The 19,231-nt window shown below is 70.8% G+C and carries 20 protein-coding genes and 1 tRNA gene; 11 read left to right on the top strand and 10 right to left on the bottom strand.

Going from position 1 to position 19,231, the window contains the following annotated elements; translation table 11 throughout:
• Positions 1-91 precede the first annotated feature (91 nt).
• From AB0I72_RS02120 to AB0I72_RS02110, 3 genes are all read right to left on the bottom strand, one after another.
• Positions 92-745 carry a Flp pilus assembly protein CpaB gene (locus tag AB0I72_RS02120; protein ID WP_358561790.1) on the bottom strand — a complete coding sequence of 218 codons (654 nt, stop codon included), beginning with the start codon at positions 743-745 and terminating at the stop codon, positions 92-94.
• Positions 746-864: 119 nt separating this feature from the next.
• Positions 865-1,218 carry an FmdB family zinc ribbon protein gene (locus tag AB0I72_RS02115; RefSeq protein ID WP_358561787.1) on the bottom strand — a complete coding sequence of 118 codons (354 nt, stop codon included), beginning with the start codon at positions 1,216-1,218 and terminating at the stop codon, positions 865-867.
• A 173-nt stretch (positions 1,219-1,391) separates the two neighbouring features.
• A complete protein-coding gene (locus tag AB0I72_RS02110) occupies positions 1,392-2,048 on the bottom strand; it encodes a 5-formyltetrahydrofolate cyclo-ligase (RefSeq protein ID WP_358561784.1) in 657 nt (218 codons plus the stop codon).
• 165 nt (positions 2,049-2,213) lie between these two features.
• On the opposite strand from AB0I72_RS02110, the gene galU reads away from it, so the two are divergent.
• The 7 genes from galU to AB0I72_RS02075 all read left to right on the top strand — a co-directional run bounded on the left by galU (position 2,214) and on the right by AB0I72_RS02075 (position 7,823).
• Positions 2,214-3,155, top strand: a complete 942-nt coding sequence (gene galU / locus AB0I72_RS02105; RefSeq protein ID WP_358561781.1) for a UTP--glucose-1-phosphate uridylyltransferase GalU — start codon at positions 2,214-2,216, stop codon at positions 3,153-3,155.
• A gap of 94 nt (positions 3,156-3,249) precedes the next feature.
• The gene (gene glp, locus AB0I72_RS02100; protein ID WP_358561778.1) at positions 3,250-4,479 is read left to right on the top strand and encodes a gephyrin-like molybdotransferase Glp; all 1,230 of its coding nucleotides are present in this window, start codon (positions 3,250-3,252) and stop codon (positions 4,477-4,479) included.
• A gap of 127 nt (positions 4,480-4,606) precedes the next feature.
• Positions 4,607-5,116, top strand: a complete 510-nt coding sequence (gene moaC, locus AB0I72_RS02095; RefSeq protein WP_358561775.1) for a cyclic pyranopterin monophosphate synthase MoaC — start codon at positions 4,607-4,609, stop codon at positions 5,114-5,116.
• Positions 5,109-5,627: a MogA/MoaB family molybdenum cofactor biosynthesis protein gene (locus tag AB0I72_RS02090; RefSeq protein WP_358561772.1), complete on the top strand. Its 519-nt coding sequence runs from the start codon at positions 5,109-5,111 to the stop codon at positions 5,625-5,627. The genes moaC and AB0I72_RS02090 overlap by 8 nt, the downstream gene beginning before the upstream one ends.
• Before the next feature lie 247 nt (positions 5,628-5,874).
• A complete protein-coding gene (locus AB0I72_RS02085) occupies positions 5,875-6,594 on the top strand; it encodes a GNAT family protein (protein WP_358561769.1) in 720 nt (239 codons plus the stop codon).
• 394 nt (positions 6,595-6,988) lie between these two features.
• Positions 6,989-7,681, top strand: a complete 693-nt coding sequence (locus AB0I72_RS02080) for a hypothetical protein (protein WP_358561766.1) — start codon at positions 6,989-6,991, stop codon at positions 7,679-7,681.
• Positions 7,682-7,749: 68 nt separating this feature from the next.
• Positions 7,750-7,823, top strand: a tRNA-Ala gene (locus tag AB0I72_RS02075).
• Positions 7,824-7,905: 82 nt separating this feature from the next.
• Here the strand turns inward: AB0I72_RS02075 and AB0I72_RS02070 are convergent.
• The 6 genes from AB0I72_RS02070 to AB0I72_RS02045 form a co-directional block, all read right to left on the bottom strand.
• Complete coding sequence (locus AB0I72_RS02070) at positions 7,906-9,186, bottom strand: site-specific integrase (RefSeq protein ID WP_358561764.1); 1,281 nt, start codon at positions 9,184-9,186, stop codon at positions 7,906-7,908.
• Positions 9,186-9,389: a hypothetical protein gene (locus AB0I72_RS02065; protein WP_358561762.1), complete on the bottom strand. Its 204-nt coding sequence runs from the start codon at positions 9,387-9,389 to the stop codon at positions 9,186-9,188. Before AB0I72_RS02065 ends, AB0I72_RS02070 begins: the two co-directional genes overlap by 1 nt.
• A gap of 82 nt (positions 9,390-9,471) precedes the next feature.
• Complete coding sequence (locus AB0I72_RS02060) at positions 9,472-10,896, bottom strand: DUF3631 domain-containing protein (RefSeq protein WP_358561759.1); 1,425 nt, start codon at positions 10,894-10,896, stop codon at positions 9,472-9,474.
• Entirely contained in the window at positions 10,896-11,456 is a 561-nt protein-coding gene (locus AB0I72_RS02055; protein WP_358561756.1) for a hypothetical protein, read from the bottom strand. The genes AB0I72_RS02060 and AB0I72_RS02055 overlap by 1 nt, the downstream gene beginning before the upstream one ends.
• Before the next feature lie 256 nt (positions 11,457-11,712).
• On the bottom strand, positions 11,713-12,300 hold the full coding sequence (locus AB0I72_RS02050; protein ID WP_358561753.1) for an NUDIX domain-containing protein: 588 nt from the start codon (positions 12,298-12,300) through the stop codon (positions 11,713-11,715).
• 98 nt (positions 12,301-12,398) lie between these two features.
• Positions 12,399-13,076, bottom strand: coding sequence for a hypothetical protein (locus AB0I72_RS02045; RefSeq protein ID WP_358561751.1), 678 nt, complete (start codon positions 13,074-13,076; stop codon positions 12,399-12,401).
• Positions 13,077-13,226: 150 nt separating this feature from the next.
• Between AB0I72_RS02045 and AB0I72_RS02040 the strand changes: the two genes are divergently transcribed.
• The 4 genes from AB0I72_RS02040 (at position 13,227) to AB0I72_RS02025 (ending at position 18,847) form a co-directional block, all read left to right on the top strand.
• Positions 13,227-13,550, top strand: a complete 324-nt coding sequence (locus AB0I72_RS02040) for an antibiotic biosynthesis monooxygenase (RefSeq protein WP_358561748.1) — start codon at positions 13,227-13,229, stop codon at positions 13,548-13,550.
• On the top strand, positions 13,540-14,760 hold the full coding sequence (locus AB0I72_RS02035; RefSeq protein ID WP_358561745.1) for a helix-turn-helix domain-containing protein: 1,221 nt from the start codon (positions 13,540-13,542) through the stop codon (positions 14,758-14,760). Before AB0I72_RS02040 ends, AB0I72_RS02035 begins: the two co-directional genes overlap by 11 nt.
• A 1,977-nt stretch (positions 14,761-16,737) precedes the next feature.
• Positions 16,738-17,331, top strand: a complete 594-nt coding sequence (locus tag AB0I72_RS02030) for a TetR/AcrR family transcriptional regulator (RefSeq protein WP_358561742.1) — start codon at positions 16,738-16,740, stop codon at positions 17,329-17,331.
• Positions 17,332-18,250: 919 nt separating this feature from the next.
• Positions 18,251-18,847, top strand: coding sequence for a hypothetical protein (locus AB0I72_RS02025; protein WP_358561739.1), 597 nt, complete (start codon positions 18,251-18,253; stop codon positions 18,845-18,847).
• 2 nt (positions 18,848-18,849) lie between these two features.
• Here the strand turns inward: AB0I72_RS02025 and AB0I72_RS02020 are convergent, their stop codons facing one another.
• Positions 18,850-19,161, bottom strand: a complete 312-nt coding sequence (locus AB0I72_RS02020; RefSeq protein ID WP_358561736.1) for a sec-independent translocase — start codon at positions 19,159-19,161, stop codon at positions 18,850-18,852.
• Between the last annotated feature and the right edge of the window lie 70 nt (positions 19,162-19,231).

Here is a 19,231-nt window from a genome sequence, read left to right as displayed (position 1 = left end):
CCCTACGTAACTCGTGCCGACAAGTGCTCGTGCCTCCAGGCGGGATGCCTGATGTGGCGCTGGGCCAGCATTCACCACGACTGGTGGCCGGTCAACCGCGAATGGTGACGGACAGTCGCGAGGCGACCGCGTGCCCGGCCAGGGCCCTGGCCTCGGCGGGGGTCGCGGCGATGAGCAGCAGCGCTCCGCCCTCCCCGCCCCGGACGTCCCCGTCCGGCACGGCGAGGACCGGCCGGTCGGTGGCCACCTCCTCCGCCGGTCTGGCACGGGGACGGTGGGGGTCGCCGGGGCCGGTGGCGGCCAGCACGTCCACACGGCTGCCGGGGGACAGCAGGTCCACCGACCCGGGGTCGGCCACGCGGACCGGGGCCGCGACCAGGTCGGGGCCGTAGGCGCGGGCGGGCGGATCGGACAGGCGGGCGTCGGTGATCACCTCGCCGCGGCGGACGGGCGCGTTGAGCAGGGCTCCGTCCCATCCGGTCCCGGGGGCGAGGGCCCCGATCGGGACGGCGTGGTCGGGCAGGTCGCGGCGGACCAGGTCCCGCCCGGTCAGGGGACGCGCGGGGTCGAGGTCGTGGGCGGCGACGAGCACCGCCGTGGTGGCGTCCGGAGGGGGACGCACGAGGAGGGTCGCGGTCAGCAGCGCGACGGCGGTGAGCAGGGCGGCGAGGACGCGCCGGCGCCGGTCGACCAGTCGGGTGAGCGCGTGGCGGTGCCGGTGGGGGCGGGAGGGGGTGGTGGCCATGTCACCACGCTAGGCGGCGGAAGGGCGCCGTGGCGGTTGTCCACAGGGTGGATTCGCGCCGGAGTGGACGGTGCGCCGCCGGAGGTCGGCGGCGCTCGGCCGTCAACGGCCGCGGCGGATCAGCTGGCCGCGGCGGTGGTGGTGGAACCGCTGCTCGCCGTGCTCTTGGCGGGGGAGCTGGACGAGCCGGAGTCGGCGGAGGTGCTCTTCGCGGAGTCGGAGGACGAGGAGTCGCCCGACCCGCCGCTCTTGCCCTCGGCGGAGTTGGAGCCGGTCAGCGCGGAGCTGTTGGAGGACGTGCCGCTGTCGGTGCGGTAGAAGCCCGAACCCTTGAACACGATGCCCACGGCGGAGTAGACCTTGCGCAGACGTCCCTCGCACTCGGGGCACACGGTCAGGGAGTCGTCGCTGAAGCTCTGCACGACCTCCATCTGGGCGCCGCACTCGGTGCACGCGTACTGGTACGTAGGCACTGTTCGTGTCCTCCTATAACTGGCACTCTCGCCCGTTGACTGCTAAATAGTAATCGCTCGCCGACCTGGGCCGCGACAGCGCCTCGGGCCGAACACACGCGTCGGGGAGGACCGGAGCGGGACGTCGGCGCCGTCGGGCGCGACCGCCAGCGACAACGCTTCGGCGGGGTCGGTTAATCCCGTTCGGTCCGGTTCGCCCGTCCCCCGGGAGCGGGCCAGACCGCGGCGTCGGGGTCGAACACCCGCAGGCCTCCGCCGGGCGTGACCACGGCGTCCACCGGCCGGTCGTGCGGCTCGCTCGGCACCGACGCCACGAACTCCTCGTCGTGCACCACCGCGATCGACGGCGTGTGCGGTCCCTTGTGCGCGAGCGCCCGGTCGTAGCACCCCGCGCCGCGCCCCAGGCGCATCCCCTCGCGGTCCACCGCCAGCGCGGGGCAGATCACCGCGTCCGCCCTGGCCAGCGCGGAGATCCCGTACCGGTGGCCGGTGGGCTCGACCAGCCCGCGCCCGGCGGGGGCCAGGCTCTCGGGGCCGTCGAAGGCCGCCCAGTCCAGGTCGCCGCCGGGCAGGAAGACCGGCAGCAGCACGTACGCGCCCCGCTTCCACAACGCCGTCACGAGTTTGCGGGTGTCGGGCTCACCGCCGACGGAGTAGTAGCAGGCGACGGTCCCGCCCATGGCCAGCCACGGCAGGTCCATGAGGGTGTCGCGGACCGCCGAACCCACGCGGTCGCGCTCGTCCGTCGCCCGCTCGCGGCGCGCCGCCAGGATCCGCCGCCGCAGCGCCCGCTTGTCCGACCGGTCCGTCGATCCACCCTCACCGTCCATGGCCCCAGTCTGGCACCGCCCGGCCACCGGGGCGCGGCGCGGTACCACCCACGATGAACACCGGATGGCGGTTTCGCGTCATTGGTCCGAAAGCGTCGGGACTTCTCGCACCCGCCTCGGGTGTGGAGGCCACGGGTGACCTGCGGACTGTCCTAGAGTGCCGACATGAGCGCCGACACCGACCAGACGCGGACCCGATCCACCTCCACCTCCGTCACGAAGGCGGTCGTGCCCGCGGCGGGCCTGGGCACCCGGTTCCTGCCCGCGACCAAGGCCACCCCCAAGGAGATGCTGCCGATCGTGGACAAGCCCGCGATCCAGTACGTCCTGGAGGAGGCGGTGGCCGCTGAGCTCCGCGACGTCCTGATGATCACCGGTCGCAGCAAGCGCTCGATCGAGGACCACTTCGACCGCGCCTACGAGCTGGAGGAGGCGCTGGCCGCCAAGGGCGACCAGGAACGCCTCCGGTCGGTGCGCGAGTCCAGTGACCTGGCGCAGGTGCACTACGTCCGCCAGGGCGAGCCGCGCGGGCTGGGCCACGCCGTGCTGTGCGCGGAGGCGCACGTGGGCGACAACCCGTTCGCCGTGCTGCTCGGCGACGACCTGATCGACAACTCCGGCCTGCTCAGCCGCATGATCGAGGTGCGCGAACGCCACGGCGGCAGTGTGGTCGCGCTCATGGAGGTCGAGCCCGAGCAGGTCTCCCTCTACGGCTGCGCGGGCATCGAGCCCACCGACGAGGAGGACGTCGTCACCGTCACCGACCTCGTCGAGAAGCCCGCCGCGGACCAGGCGCCGAGCCGTTGGGCGATCATCGGCCGCTACGTCTGCGACCCGGCGGTCTTCCCCGTCCTGCACGAGACCCCGCCCGGGCGCGGCGGCGAGATCCAGCTGACCGACGCCCTGCGCGAGCTCGCCCGCCGCAAACCCGAGGACGGCGGCACGGTGCGCGGCGTGCTGTTCCGGGGCCGCCGCTACGACACCGGCAACAAGGCCGACTACATCCGCACGGTGGTCGACTTCGCCTGCCGCCGCCCCGACCTGGCCGCCGAGCTGCTGCCCTGGCTGCGCGAGTTCGTCGACCGCCACGAGGGCGGCACGGCCTGAGCGGAACCCGGCGCCATCCTGGTGACAATGGGACATGGGTTCCCCTCCGGTACGGCTGGGGCGCCCACGTGGACCACGAGCCGGAAGGACCCCCGTGAAGACCGTCGAACAGCACGTCAGCGACGTCCTCGGACTGATCGCGCCACCCGAACCGACCGAGCTCGACCTGCTCCAGGCGCACGGGACCGTGCTGGCCGAGGCCGTCGCCTCGCCGGTGTCGCTGCCGGGGTTCGACAACTCGTCGATGGACGGGTACGCCGTGCACGCCGCCGACCTGTCCGCCGCCACCGCCGACGAGCCGGTCACCCTGCCGGTCATCGCCGACATCGCCGCCGGTGACGGCTCCCCGGTCGCGGTTCCCCCGGGCATGTGCGCCCGCATCATGACCGGCGCGCCCATGCCCACCGGGGCGGACGCGGTCGTGCCGGTCGAGTGGACCGACGGCGGGACGACCACCGCGCGCTTCGACCGCCCGGTCAAGGGAGGCAACGCCGTCCGTCGCGCCGGCGACGACGTCCGCGCGGGCGCCGAGGTGCTGCGCCCGGGCGTCCGCGTCGGCGCGGGAGAGATGGGCGTCCTGGCGTCGGTCGGCCGCCGCTCCGTCTCCGTCTTCCCCCGACCGCGGGTCGTGGTGCTGTCCACCGGGGAGGAGTTGGTCGAGCCCGGCCGCCCGCTGGGCCCCGGCCAGATCTGGGAGTCGAACAGCTTCATGCTCGCGGCCGCCGCCCGCGACGCCGGATGCGAGGTGCACCGGCACGGGTTCGTCGGCGACGACGCGGCGACCGTGCTCGACACCCTGGAGGGCCTGCTGACGCGCGCCGACCTCCTCATCACCAGCGGCGGTGTGAGCATGGGCGCCCACGACGTCGTCAAGGAGGTGCTCACCCAGCAGGGCACGGTCGAGTTCACGCAGGTCGCGATGCAGCCGGGCAAGCCCCAGGGGTTCGGGACGGTCGGCCCGGACAGGACGCCGATCCTCACCCTGCCGGGCAACCCGGTGAGCGCGTTCGTCTCCTTCCAGGTCTTCGTCCAGCCCGTCCTGCGCAAGCTGCGCGGCCTGGACCCGAGACCGCTCCCCACCACGCGCGCGACCCTGACCTCCCCGGTGACCTCGCCGCCCGGGCGCCGCTCCTTCCTGCGCGGGGTCCTCACCGAGTCCGCGCACGGCCCGGACGCGCGCCCGACGGTGGCGCCCGCCGTCCGGCAGGGATCCCACCAGCTGTCGGCGCTGGCGGACGCGGACGCGCTCGTGGTGGTCCCCGAGGACGTGACCGAGCTGCGCGCCGGTGCGGTCGTGGAGGTCGTGCGCCTGCCCGAGGGGTGAGCCGCCGCGCGGCCGCGTGCCCCGGGCCCGGGGGGTTGTGCCGTACGGTCGTGGTGGACACGCCCCCGCGTGCCCCCGCGGCCTGGCCAGGGCCGTGCTCGACCTTCGAGTGCTGACGAGGCGACCGATGAGCAACACCCCACGGACGGAGCGGGCCGAGCACCCCTCCGGTTTCACCCACCTGGACGAGTCCGGAGCGGCGCGGATGGTCGACGTCTCCGCGAAGGACGTGAGCGCGCGCACCGCCACCGCGACCGGTCGCGTCCTGCTCACCCCGGAGACCGTCGCCGCGCTGCGCGGGGGCGGGGTGCCCAAGGGCGACGCGCTGGCGGTCGCCCGCATCGCCGGGATCCAGGGGGCCAAGCGCACGCCCGACCTCGTCCCGCTGTGCCACCCCATCGCCGTGCACGGTGTCGACGTCGACCTGGCCGTCGTCGACGACGGCGTGGACATCACCGCCACGGTGCGCACGGCCGATCGCACGGGCGTCGAGATGGAGGCGCTGACCTGCGTCATGACCGCCGCGCTCGGACTGGTCGACATGGTCAAGGCGCTCGACCCCGAGGCCGAGGTGACGCGGGTGCGCGTCGAGGAGAAGACCGGCGGCAAGAAGGGGCACTGGAGGCGCGGTGAGTGAGCGCCCGGGCGCGGGCCCCAGCGTCGTGGTCGTCACGGCCTCCAACCGGGCGGCGGCCGGGGTGTACCCCGACCGGTCGGGACCGGTGATCGCGGAACGGCTGCGCGCCCTGGGGTGCGCGGTCGTCGGTCCTTGGGTGGTTCCGGACGGCCTGCCCGTGGCGGAGGCCCTCGACCGCGCGCTGGACATGCGGGCGGGCGCCGTGCTCACGACCGGCGGCACCGGGCTCACGCCGCAGGACCTGACCCCCGAGGTGACCCGCCCGCTGCTGTCCTTCGAGATCCCCGGGATCGCCGAGGCGCTGCGCGCCGAGGGCCGGGCGAAGGGCGTGCCCACGGCGATCCTGTCGCGCGGACTGGCGGGGGTGGCCGAACGGGAGGGCCACCGCATGCTCGTGGTCAACCTGCCCGGATCCAGGGGCGGGGTGAAGGACGGCATGGACGTGCTGGAACCGGTACTGCTGCACGCGTTGGACCAGTTGTGTGGCGGTGATCACGCACGCCCCGAATGAGACGGAAGAATGACCGGAATCACATCACGGGCATTCCGTCCATGGAGAATTCCTTGACCTGTCACCGGTTTTCGGTGCGTGGCAATCGGGGTTAGGTGGAAACCGGAACTCGGCTCGTGCGAGTGACGCCCGCCACGTGACACCCCCGGAGTGGAATACTGGGGGCGTCGTCGGTGGTGGGCGCACCGCACGCCCCGGAGGGGTCGTGTCCGTGGTCGGTGATGCCGAGAGGCTCGGAGGGACGGTCGTGTATCGCAGACAAGGGTGGCCCGTCACCCTGCAGGACGGGCCGATCGCGCTCCGACCGCTGCGGCTCAGAGACGCCCCGGCGCTGCGGGACACGCGTTCGCGCAACGCCGAGTGGCTGCGCCCCTGGGAGCCGACCTACCCCGAGATGCCGCTGCGCACGAGCGGACTGACCCCCTACGTCTCGATGCTCCAGGCCATCCGCCGCGAGGCCCGCCAGGGGCTGTCGATGCCCTGGGCGATCACCTGGGGCGGAGAGTTCGTCGGACAGCTGACCATCGGCGCGATCGTCTGGGGTTCGGCCAGGTCAGCGCAGGTGGGGTACTGGATCGACAGTGCCCACGCGGGACGCGGGATCACCCCCACGGCGGTCGCGCTCGCGGTCGACCACTCCTTCTTCGGCGTCGGGCTGCACCGGATCGAGGCCAACATCAGGCCGGAGAACAGGGCCAGCAGGCGCGTGGTCGCCAAACTCGGCTTCCGCGACGAGGGCGTGCGACGGCGCCAGCTGCACATCGACGGCGCCTGGCGCGACCACATCTGCTACGCGATCACGGCCGAGGAGGTGCCCCACGGTCTGCTGCGCCGCTGGCGTGACCGCGCGCCGTCCGGACCGTTCCCCGAGTCCGGTTCCGACCCTGGTTCCGCTTTGGGGCCGGAAGACCCGAACGGAAGCGGGAATCCACGCGATCCGGCGAGTCCGCACCCGGGACCCAACTGATCGCGGCAGCGGCACGGGAGCCTTCGGAGCCAAACCCCTCTTTACTCAGACCATGTCATTACTTTGCGTCGATTTTGAACTCCGCTCCGCAATCAGCCGCTGACCTGCACTTCCTTGTCCGAGAGCAAGCCGACCGAAACTGAAGGTCCACAATCTTGCGACACTCCGGTCAGAATGTGGCGCATTTATGGACACGGGGTCGTACCGTGCGGAACGTAGACGCATTGACGATGCGGCCAACGCGAGGATTTGGCTCACGGGATTCGTCCCCGGTACGGCCGGGGACGGGGACGGGCCCCGGCCGGGGGACGTCCGGGGAACCGGGGGCGCCACGCGGAGCGGTGTCGACGAGGTGTCGAACAACGTTCAGTGGCCGTCATCGTGAGGAGGGGTGATGAGCAGCTCTCCTCTGTACCTGGCCATCGTGGTGGTCTGGCTCATCGTCCTCGTGCCGATGCTGTTGCGCAAGGACTCAGTGGACACCGTCCACGAGGACCAGCGTCGGGGGGACGAGTGGGAGCCGGAGGAGGCCGAGGAGGGTGAGGAGCCCGACGACGCCGCGGGGGCGGCCCCGGAGGAGGGTGAGGACCCGGACGCCGAGGAGACCCAGGTGCTCCGGCGGCCCGCGTTCGGCCCCGCCGGGCCCGCCGGTCACGGCGAGGGCGCCGGGGCGACGATCCCGGGGGCGCGTCCGTCAGCCCCCGCGGGGCGGCATCGCAGGGCCGGTGAGTCGCGGGCGCGGGTCATCGCCCGTCGGCGGCGCCGCACCACGGGGCTGGCGCTGGTGAACGCGGCCACGATCGTGGCGGTCGCGCTCGACCTCGGCCCGTGGTGGGTCATGACCCCGCCGATCCTCCTGCTGTCCGGGCACCTGGTCCTGCTCAGGGAGGCCGCCAAGGCCGACGCCGAGCGCCTGGAGGCCCAGCTCAGGGCGCGCCGCCGCGCGGTGGTCCGGGCGCGTCGTGCGGCCGAGGAGGAGGAGCGCCGCGAGGCGGAGCGGGAGGCGCAGGTGATCGCCCTCCGCGAGCGCCGCAACCAGGTGTACGACCAGTACGCGGACGCCCGGCTCCGGGCGGCCGGGGACTGATCCGGATCGGGGTGGTCCGGTCGTGTTCGGACCACCTCGGAAACCCTGCTAGTCTTTATCTCGTCTTCGGGGCTATGGCGCAGTCCGGTAGCGCACCTCGTTCGCATCGAGGGGGTCTGGGGTTCAAATCCCCATAGCTCCACCGCAGATCAAAGGCCCTGCTTCCCAGCGGAAGCAGGGCCTTTTTCGTGCCGTACAGCAGCGAAATACAGCAACGGGGTCGGTCAGTCCTCCCCGGTGATCAACCCTCCGAGTCGCTTCAGCGCCTCGCGGCTCTCCTTGCTCGGCACCTCCGCGTAGACGTTCATCGTCATGCTGATCTGGCTGTGCCGGAGCACCTGCATGGCCACCCTGGGATGGACGTCCAAGGCCACCAGGAGCGACGCACAGGTCTTCCGGGTGGTGTGCACCTTGATCCGCCGGACTCCAGCCTTACGGCACCGAGCGTGGAAGCTCCGGTTGAAGTTCCGCGGTTCGATCGGGCGCCCGGTGGCCGTGGTCAGTACGAGGCCGGAATCCTCCCACTCCGTCGCGTCGGCCTGGAGCTTGTCCCGCTGCTGGAGGGCCAGCGCCATGGCGGTCGCGACGATCCCCGGAAGCGGGATCGGCTTCTCGGAGGACTCCGTCTTGACCTCCCGAACGAGGAGCTTCCCGCCCACGCGCTGAACCTGTCGTTCCACCATCAGCTCGACGTCGTGGTTGGCGAAGCACTCGGGACAGAACGCCGTGCCGTGGTCGGCGCACGACCGCTCCCAGCCGTCCCAGCGAACCGCGTCGCCAGCGACCCCCAGCGCCTCACCGCGTCGGAACCCCAGCACGAGCACCAAGACGTAGGCGAGATACATGGGGTCATCGTCGCGCCGCGCCGATTCCAGGAACTGGCGGGCGTCCTCGACGCTCCACGGCATCTCCTTACGCCGCCGGATCTTGGGCACCTGGACCAGCTCGGCCGCGTTGCGCGAGATCAGTTCCTCCCGGATGGCGCTGTTGAGGCCGTTCCTCAGGGTGTTCCTGGCGTCGTTGGCGGTGCGCTCGGAGACGGCCTCCTTGCAGCACCTCCCGACCGCACAACACCGGCGCTTCTCCAGAGCGCGGGCGGCGTCCTTGCCCTGAGCGCAGCACTGGCACTCCTTCACCAGCTTGTTCAGCCAGGTCTGAACGTCGCGCACCGTGAGCTTGTCCAGGCGCTTCTTCCCGAGCTTCGGCGAGATGTAGAGCCGGACGAACATCTCGTAGTTGGTGTACGTGGCCGGGGCCTTGTGAGGCTCGATGACCTCCTTGAGCCAGTACGCCAGGTACTCAGAGAGCTTCGGTACCTTCGTGGCCACCGGACCCTTCTTGGCCTCCGTGTGCAGCTTGATCCACTTCTCGTGGACCTCCTCACGGGTCTTGCCGTAGGCCCACTTGCGGCGGTCCTCCCCGGCCGGGGTCGTCACCCACACGTAGGCGGCGTACCCGTTCTTGTAGGGGAAGATCGACCCCTCCTTGTTAGCGCGCTTCCCCATCAGGCAGCGTCCTCCGCTTCGTGCTTGAGCAGTTCGACGTAGGCGTCGATGGCGTCGACGGTCACCCGCCGGTTCTTACCGGTGCCGACCGTGTCGAGGCGGCCGTCACGGATCTCGGCGAAGAGCCGGGTGCGCCCCATCGACAGGATGTGAGCGGTCTCAGCCAGGGTGAACAGTCGCTTCGGCAGTTCGTGAACGGTCATGATGGAAGTGCTCCTTTCTGGGAGTGCGGTCCCGGGTTTTGCTGGCAGGCGGCCCCGGGGCCGCTTCTTCTCGGGTGGGGGATCAACTCGCGTCGCGCATGCGAGCAGCACACGCGGCGCACATCTCGGGGTGGGCGGTGCTCTCGGACCTGTGGAAGGCCTGTCCGCAGGTCCAGCACGCCCCGAACTCCACGGCTCCCGTGGCGGCTCCCGGGAGATGCGCTACATCCGCTACGTCCGCTACACCGCTGGTCACAGCCGCATCCGGCGTAGCGGACGCGTAGCGCGTAGCGGACGAAGGCGCTACGTCCACCCCCGGCTGCCCTCCATGGCTAGCCATGGGTGGGGTGTGAGGCGGCAGGTACCGTGACCAGGCGTCGGTCAGGTCGGCGGAGTGGTAGCCCTTGGGCACCCGCCCGTCGACGGTGCGGACGTTGCGCGCCTTGATCGGCTCTCCGTCAGCGGTGGTGTAGTCCTTCAGCAGCCGGGACAGTCGCCGCGCGTCCAGGCCCTTGCCACCGAGCTCGGCCCACGGGGCGTCCTCGATCGCGTACAGGCACTCCAGCAGGGTGACGGTCGGGAGCTTGTCCACGCCCTGGCGGCCGAAGACGGTGCGCAGATCGGCCAGGAGCCGCACCCCCAACGACACCTTGGTGGGGTCGGTGGCGACCTTGACCAGTTCCACGCACGCCGCCCGTGCCTTGTCCGGCCAGGGTCCGCCAGCGGCGTCGGCCACCATGAGTAGGGGTTCCCACACGTCCGCGGGCCGGTCGGTGACTCCTTCGGGCATGGTCGGGAACGTCTGGCGCACCCCGTCGATGACCGACTCCGCCCAGGAGGCGAGTTGGTCACGTAGGGCGTGGCCTTGGGGTTCGTTGAGCCGCGCCCGGTAGGGCTCGACCTTCTCGTGCGGGGCGCGCCGTCGCATGCGCACGATGACCGAGCGGGTCAGCACGGTGTCGGGGAGTTCGCCCAGGCCGCCCAGACCGACGGCGGCGTAGGAGGGGAACGCGACCACGGTTTGGGAGGCTCCGTCCCCGACGCACCGGTAGGAGACGCCGGAACGGCGGTGTCCGGCGTTGATCAGCCCGCGTAGTTCCTCGTTGTCCTTGGCCTTGGGACCGAAGACGGTGTCGATCTCGTCGAAGAGCACCGTGGGTGGACGGTCGGGGTCGCCGATGGCGCGGAACAGGGCGGCCGGGGTGGCGTTGACCGCCAGCATCGGGTTGGGCACCAGGGTTTCCAGGATCTCCAACGCGCGGGTCTTGCCGGATCCGGGTTCGGGTGAGAGGAACGCCAGGCGGGGTGTGGAGTCGAAGGCGTCCATCAGGTGGGTGTGGGCGGCCCACAACGCGGTCGCGGTCGCGGCCGCGGGTTGGGGGAAGGCCACGAACCGGCACACGAACGCCTCCACCTCATCGAGGAGGGCCGCGCCCTGGCCGAGAGCGTCCATGCCGGTGTCCCACCCCTCGGTGTCGGTGTTGGTCGCGGTGTTGGTGGTGGGCATCAGGCGGCCTCCCAACCCCGGCCACGGCCCCGGCCGTGCTTGTGCTCGCCGTCGCCTCGATGGTGGGGGTGTTCGCCCTGGTCGCGGCCAATTCCGCCAATTCCGCCACCCCTGGCGGCATCGGCGTCGCCAGGACGGTCAGGGGAAGGGTGTTCTCCCTGGCTGGAGCCAATTCCGCCACCCTGGCGGACGGGGCCGCCACCCCTGGCGGCGTCCTGGTCGTCGTCGGCTTGGTCGACGTCGTCCTGGTGGTGGTTGTCGAGGGCGTGGGACCAGTCCCAGCACACGGGGCCGTGGAGGTGTTCGGTGTCGCCGGGGGCTGTGCCGTGGCGCGCGCCCTGGACGCGGTCGCGGGCGGCCAGGACGTCGTTGCCCCACGCCCAGGACTCAGCGGCCAGGACGACGGAGGCGATCTTGGCGGGGTGGGACTCGGGCAGGGCGCACCAGGCGGCGGACCCGTAGGCGGGTGGGGGGTTGGCGGGGGTGTTGCCCCGGCGGATGAGACGGCGGGCCCACTCGCGGCGGTAGGAGCGGACGTGGTGGTGGTCGGAAGCGGTCATGGTGAACGGGTTCCTTCCTCGAACGGGTGACGCGGGTGCGGGTGCGGGTGGGGTGCCTCCCCCTGCCTCCCCTGTTGACCTGCGGGTGCCTCCCCTGCCTCCCCTACGCGGGAGCGGGGGTGCCTCCCCCTCTGATCTGGGGGTGCCACGGGTGCCACACCCCGCAGGTGCCGGGGGTGCCGGGTGCCGGGGTGGGCACCTGGGGGTGGGCACCCTGGGCACCACCAGGTCAGGACGGGTGCCCAGGGGTGCCCGGTCAGCGGGGCGGCGGGACGGTGGGCAACCCGAGGTCGTGGGGCCGGTACACGCGCATGTGGGTGCCGAACGGGGCCAGGGCGTCGACCAACCGTTGCGCCAACGGGAGCCGTCCGGTGCCGAAGGCGTCGCGGTCGTCGGCCTCCAGCAACTCCAGCGCCTCGACGTAGGGCACCCACACGGCCCCGTGGCGCGGGTGCTGGTCGGTGGTCGGGGCGGCCACCCAGGTCAGGTTCAGCCCCGCTGGGTGCGGGCTCCGGTAGGCGCCGGTGATCCGGTCGGGGTCCGTCCCGACCCGGGCGCGTTCACGCACGCAGCGCACGGCCGCGGATCGGATGTGCTCGCCCTGGTCCACGGGGCCGGTCGGCAGTGTCCACTCCGGCCCCTGGTCGGGGTCGCGGACCAACAGGACGAAGTCGTCGGCGTCGAGTACGACGGTGGTGACGGACACCTGGTGGCGGGGGCAGGAGAACACCTGCGCCTGCGAGGTTCCCGGGGCCACCGCGGCCGCCTGGTCCCCGGACAGGGGCCGGTGTACGGGGAGCGGGGACAGGACCGGTGCGGTTCCCGTCGAAGTGGTGTGGGGCATGATGGAAGTCCTCCCGTTCGGAGTCTGCTTCGGATCGGTTGAGGGGCCCCGGCGCGGCAGTGGATCTTGGCGGAGAAGGTGCCGCGTCGGGGGCGGATTCACTCCAGCGTCAGCCCCGTGTCGGGGCGGTGGGTGAGAGCGCGGCCGAACCAGGTGGCCAGCAGCCCCGCCTCGTGGGCGCGCATCGTGTAGACGATTGCCCGGGTGCGCAGGTGGTCGGGGTCGGACTTCTTAGCGGGGTGGAGCCCCTCCAGCTGGTCGTGGACGGGGATGAAGGCGTCCCGCAACGGCACCCACACGTCCACCAGGTCCACGGACTGGGGCGCGTGCCATGCCTGGGACTCGGCGGCGTTGATACGGCGCTTGCCGCCGAACCGCTTGGCGAACGCCCGGCCCTGCCGGGTGCGCCACCCCCCGGTCAGGTTGAGGGACCGGCACACCTCGCCGTCGTGCCACAGGGCGAGTTCGCCGCCGGCGCGCTTGACGCCCTGGGCGACCCAGGCGTTGATCACGCGCACCCCGGCCGGGTCCAGACGCGGCGGGATGACCTCACCGCCGGGGCGGGTGGGGAAGACCGGCGGGAGCAGCTTGCCCAGGGCGGCCTGGCGGTCGGCGTCGGACTGCGGCATGTCCGACAGGGCCAGGGCTAGGGCCTGCTGGGTCGGGCACAGCTTGGCCACCCACGCGTTCGGGTCTTGGTCGTGGTGGCGGGGCGCGGGAACCGTGGCCGGAGTGGAGGGGGCGGAGGGGGCGGGGCGGTCAGCGAGCAGGGGCATGTCAGCGTCTCCCAGCATTCGTATGCGTTCGCATCCGGTGGACACGACGAAGGTAACCCGCAGAGATTCTGCGAGTCAACATGAAACGCAGATTTTCTGCGACCAGTAGAATCTGACGAGTACCCGCAAGTCACTCACAAGGAGAACTCGATGCCCCTCACGTTTGGGCTGGTCGTTCGCTTCGCGCTCAAGGAAGACGCCGGGCAGGCGTTCGACCAGCTTGTCGAAGACACCGTGGCCAAGATCAGGGAGAACGAGGCCGGAACGCTCGTGTACACCTGTCACACCGTTGAGGGGCAGCCTGCTCAGCGGGTCTTTTACGAGCTGTACCGAGACGAGAAGGCGTTCGCTGAACACGAGCGGCAGCCGCACGTTCGTGCGTTCCTGGCTGAGCGTGAGAAGTACGTGGAGAGCTTCGAGGTTGACCGACTGCGGTTGACCACGGGAAAGGGGCACCATCTCGATGGACAGTGACCGAAAGCTCATGGGCAGCCGCGTCGCCTCGCTTCGCAAGGAGCGCGGCATGTCCCAGAAGGAGCTTGCCGCTGAACTGGGGCGCTCCGAGTCCTGGGTGTCCCAGGTTGAGCGGGGCGTGCTTCCCGTAGACCGCCTGTCGATGCTCCAGGCCCTGGCCGACGCCTTGCGGGTGTCCATTCAGGACATTCGGGGAGTCGAGGAGGGCACCCCACAGGGGCAGGAACCCGAGGAGTACCAGAACGACCTTGAAGGCGTGCGGCTTGTCATCACAGGTCATCCAGCTCTCACGGCCGTGTTCGGCACTCAGCAGCTAGACAAGCCGGTCGAGCTGTCGGATCTCCGTGAGCGTGTCGACAAGGCTTGGAAGCTGGTGCACGCGGCGTCCTATGGAGAACTCAGCGAAGAGCTGTCGGCGTTGATCCCGGCCCTGGAAGGCCACGTTCGCCGATCCAGCGTCGAACCCGAGGCGTACGGGCTGCTCGCGCGTGCCTACCAGGCCGCTGCCTCGACCCTGGCTCGTCAAGATGAGCATGACGCGGCTTGGGTCGCCGCGGATCGTGCCATGCAGGCCGCAGAGCGCGCTGGGCTCCCTCTGGAAGTGGTAGCTGGTGTCTTTCGACTCGCGCACACCTTCCTTCGGATCGGGCGCCTGGACCAGGCCGAGCACGCGGCCGAGGGCGCAGTCGATGCGCTCAGAACCCAGTGGGAGGCGGGAACGCTGCCGGTGGAAGGGAAGTCGCTGTTCGGAGCTCTTTGCCTCGTGTGTGCCGTCATCAGCGCGAGGGAAGGCGACCGAGCGGGAACCCACAGGTGGATCGACCGCGCCCGGGAGATCGCGGAGGAGATCGGCGAGGACCGGAACGACTTCGGCACGGAGTTCGGCCCGACAAACGTCGGCGTTCACGCGGTCAGCACGTCCGTCGACCTGGGCGACGCCGGAATGGCGCTCGACTTGGCTACGGGCGTGGATACGTCGGGGCTCTCCCCAGAGAGGCAAAGCCGGTTCCTGCTTGACCAGGCACGGGCATACACGCAGCGACGCCAGGTCGGTGAGGCGGTCAAAGCGCTTCTCAACGGGGAGAAGCTCGCTCCAGAGCAGGTACGAACGCATCCGCTCGCACGGCAGACAATTCGCGACCTCATCCAGCTGAGCCGAACGCCGTCAGCTGATCTGGTCGCCCTGGCCGAGAGGGCGGCGGTCGCGTAGCCAGCGCACCACAGGGCGGGGGCTCTCTTCGGAGGGTGCCCCGCCCTTCGTTGTGTGGCGGACCTGTCCGCTACGCGCTACGCGTCTGCTACGCCGGACGCGGCTGTGACCAGCGGTGTAGCGGACGTAGCGGATGTAGCGCATCTCCCGGGAGCCGACACGGCGACAGTCGAGGGCGAACATCGCTCGCGGCTCCGTCGCAGCGACCGACACCCCCTCACGCCCGGAACCAGCGACCACGAACAGTGACGAATTTCCACTCCGTCCACTCCGTCCACTGGAAATCTGAGACACCCCCTGTCACACGTTGACCTGCGATTACGTCAGGTGGACTTCCCATCGTCCAGTGGACGGATCCGGGGTGGACAAGAGGACATTGGGACCATCCCCGCTGTTCAGATGGGTGGACGATGGTGGACGTTCGGGGTGGACATTCGTCCACTCCGTCCACCCACGGTGGACATCGGTAGACATCACACTCCGTGGTTGACGGTGGGGTCGGTCCGGCCGCACCCAGCACCAGGTGACGCTGAGCGGCCACCTCGCCCCGCAACTCCAGACGCACCCGGGGGGTGCAGCACGGCGGTCGCGCCCCACCCCGGTCTGGGACGTGCCCGTGCGCCTGGTCCCCGTCGTCGCGACCCTGGCGACGCGGCCGACGCCACGACCTCCAGCCGCATGACCACCACCAGCAGGACGCCACAGGATGCCACACACGGTGACACGGACACCGTCTAGCGAGTGCGTCTTGTGCCCGAGGCCGAAGACGCGGCCCTAGACGCCCTGGACCCCCTCGTCCAGCAGAGGATAGACGGTTCCCAGACGCTCTAGACGCCCGTTTCGGCGCTCGCACCCGCCATCGGTGTCGTGGCCGGTGGCAGGCGTAGACGACCGTAGACGCCGAGAGGTAGACACCCCCAGCGTCTAGTAACCGAAAGTCACCCCCCGGTGTGGACACAGCCCTCCGCTCGCAGCGGGCACGGGCTCTCCGAGGGGGTGGGCTGCCCGACAACGGCGTCCAGGGCCAGACGACGAACGGGCCCCACGGGTCCGGGCGAACGAGCGGGCGAATCCGCGGAGTGGCTACCGGCAGCCCAACCGGGTGGGACACCTCCCCGGCCCTGGGGACACCCCGCTCCTGGGGGGGTGTTCGGGCCCTTTGTGCGCCGTGTGGTGTCGGGGTGTCCCACCCTGGGACGCGCAGGTCAGCGGGTGTCCCAGCGGCTGGGACGCTCCTGGGACGGTGCTGGGACGTCCCAGGGGTGGGACACCTGCGCGTCCCGGGGTGGGACGCCGTCATGGTTGCCCTGACGGCCCGTGCGGTTGAGGTGACCCGACACCCGTTCTGCCCCCCTGGCTAGCCAATGGGGCACCCGAGAATCCGGCTTCATCAGATGGCCGCAGACGGGCGAACACGACCCTTCGAGGGTGGATCCATCGTGGCCGGAATCGGCTGTTCAGAGGCGTTCTGAGCGCTCTGCTGTACAGCACGGAAGTACAGCAGCCGAGACGCACGGGTGCGAACGCATGCGAACTGATTCGGATCTTTGGCCGCTGGTCAGACGGAGGAAAGCGAAGACACGTTCGTGCGGTCAGTGCTTCGCATCGAGGGGGTCTGGGGTTCAAATCCCCATAGCTCCACCGCAGACACAAGGCCCGCGTGGTCGGTTGCTCCGCAACCTTCGGCGCGGGCCTTCGTCTTTTGGGGAACGCCTCCCGTTCCCGGTCGACGCGATGACCCCGTCCCAGGGCTGGGGCGGGGCCACGCGCGTGCTCGGGTCCAGGATGTCATTCCCTGTGACGGGCGGTCTCCGGACCGGAGCCCCGAGTGTCACCGGCGAAGTGGCTATCCCCTGTGGCGGGGCGGCCGGGCACGGTTCCAGACTAACGCCGAACGCCCGGAACGCCCCGGGGACGAGTGGGTGCGGCCATATCGCAATCTTCACGCCAGAAACTTTCCACTGTATAGTTCGGCCTATGGCAGACCGCTACCACCACGGAAACCTGCGCGCCGCCGTCCTGCGGCGGGCCGCGGAGGTCATCGAGAGCGAGGGGCCCTACTCCTTCAGTCTGCGATCCCTCGCGGCCGACCTCGGCGTCAGCCACACGGCGCCCCGGCACCACTTCGGCTCGCGGGAGGGCGTGCTCAACGCCATCGCCGTGGAGGGGTTCCAGGGGCTCGCCGAACGCCTGCGCGCCACCCGTGCGGCGGGCGGCGACTTCCTGGAGACGGGGGTGGAGTACGTGCGCTTCGCCGTCGAGCACCCCGCGCACTTCCAGGTGATGTTCGCGCCCACGCTGCTCGACGTGGGGGAGCCGGAGCTGGCCGCGGCCCGGCGTGCGGCGTTCGCCGAGCTCACGACCGGTGCGGACACCGTCGCCCCGGACGGGGGGGACAAGCCCGCCGCCGTGGTCGCCGGCTGGTCGATCGTGCACGGCATCGCGACGCTCGCCCTGACGGGCAACCTCGACTCCTCCGGGGTGCGGGCCCTGTTCGGTGACGCCGACCTGCTCGACATCGCGCGCCGCAGCGCGGGCCTGCTCTTTCGCCACCGTCCCTCGGAGGAGTAGCCGGGTACGGCCGCCGGCCCACGGCGGCGGGGAAAGCGCCGCCTCGGCAGGGGGACCTTCCGCCCCAGGCGGGCTCGACGGCGGTGTCGGGTGAACCGACCCGGCGCTACCCAGGTCATGTCGCCAGAAAACAGGTCCAAGAGCTCTGTCGCACGATCGCCGCGCGGCACCATCGTGGTGTTCCGGACCGGGAATGCCGGGCGGAATATGCGATTTGTGCTCGTCCGAAACGCGGGCCCACGGCGGTCTCCGTGGGTTCCCGACGGAACCCGACACCGACGGCGGTCGTGACGGAACGTGATTCCGGGGGCTGCCGTGGCGGAAGTGGGCGCACGGATCGGGGAGGTCGCGGGGGCGTTCCCGGATCGCTGTCGGACGCGCCGCCGCAGGTGCCCGCCCCACCCTTCCCGGGAATCGCGGACGGAGCTGGAGAATCCGTTTGCCGGAGAACTTCTCCAGCTCTCGGCCCGCTCGTTTCAACTTTAATGAATCGAGGCCTTGTCTTGGCTGGTCAATGGTGATCCGGTGTCTCTCTGTTCACAATGGAAACTGCTCTGAGCTGCGAAGACACGGAGAGTATCGACCATTTCTCCACAGGCGCCGCAACCTTTGGTGGTCTCTCCTCCATGGGAATGCCAATGAACCTCCACGGGACTTGTGCGGGCTCGGTTTGATACGCCATCTTGGTCGGTGGGATGGGCTGGAGGCCACAGGAAAGGTAGTAGCCATGACCACGCATGCGCGGACCTCTCACAACAGTGGGTGGAGCTGGCAGTAACCAGCCCGGTGCGCGGGTTCCTCGGAACCCCGGTGGAGGGGCCCCGACGCGGTCCCTCCACCGCCGGAGGCGGGGATCCGGGCGCGTGCGGAGTCGGCGTGGCGGCTTTGGCCCCGGGTGCCACCGGGTAGGGAAGTGGCGATGACCCCGGCCCCGGGCGGGGCCGGACCGAGCCGACGCCGAAGGGCCGCGATCCCCGTGTCCGACTCCTCGCACCACAGTGGCGGCTACCAGTATCCGGAGGATCCCGAACCCGCCGGAGGGTACGAGCCGCCGGCCCCGGAACCCCCCGACCCGCCCCGCACCACGGTGGAACCCCTGGAGGAGGTCGAGGAGGCCGCCGAGAGCCCGATCGCGGCCGAGCGCTTCCGCCGCACCTCCCCGGCCAGGCGCATGATGATCCCCGCCCGACGGAGCGGCGGGCACTGGCGGCTGCTGTCCGGGACGGTCGGGTACGTCATGGTGGTCGGCGGGATGGCCGACTACGTCGATCCGCAGACGCGCGCGCTGGGGCACCTGGCCTTCTGGGCGCTCATCGCGCTGGCCATGTTCGTGAGCGTCGGCCGCGAACGCCGCCACGGCTGGGATCCCGCGCCGCGCTGGCCCTGGTTGGCCGGGGCGCTGGGCGGGGCGGTCGCCGTCGAGGTCCTGGTCCTGGCGGTCGGTTCGCCCGCCATCATCGTCGGGTCACTGGTCGTGCTGGGATTGGCCCTGTTCGTCCTGATGCTGGTCGGCTGACCTCAGGTGGCCTCGTCGTCGAAGGGCGGGCGCTTGCCGTTGAGCCGGGCCGCGGGCCTGCGCTCGGGCTCGTCGTCGTCCTCCCAGAAGTGCTTCTGCACGAAGCGCTTCGGGTTGAGGTCCTGGACGTCGAAGTCCTTGAACTCCGGCCCGAGCCCGTCCTTGATGTCGGCCGTGGCGGAGTTGGCCATGGTCCGGAGCTGGCGGAGCAGGCGACCCAGCTGCTGGGCCATCTTGGGCAGTTGGTCAGGACCGAAGATCAGCACCGCGAGCAGGAGGAGGACGATGAACTCTCCTCCGCTGATGTTGAACATGCGCGATCCTCGCCCTTCGTGATCCGACCGGCTTCAAGCAGGTTAACCGGTATCCATGCCCATGGGTAAC

The organism is Nocardiopsis sp. NPDC049922 (assembly GCF_040660275.1).
In the GTDB taxonomy this organism is placed as follows: Bacteria; Actinomycetota; Actinomycetes; order Streptosporangiales; family Streptosporangiaceae; genus Nocardiopsis.
Note: the sequence above shows the minus strand (reverse complement) of the source record. Positions and strands in the feature narration are given on the sequence as shown.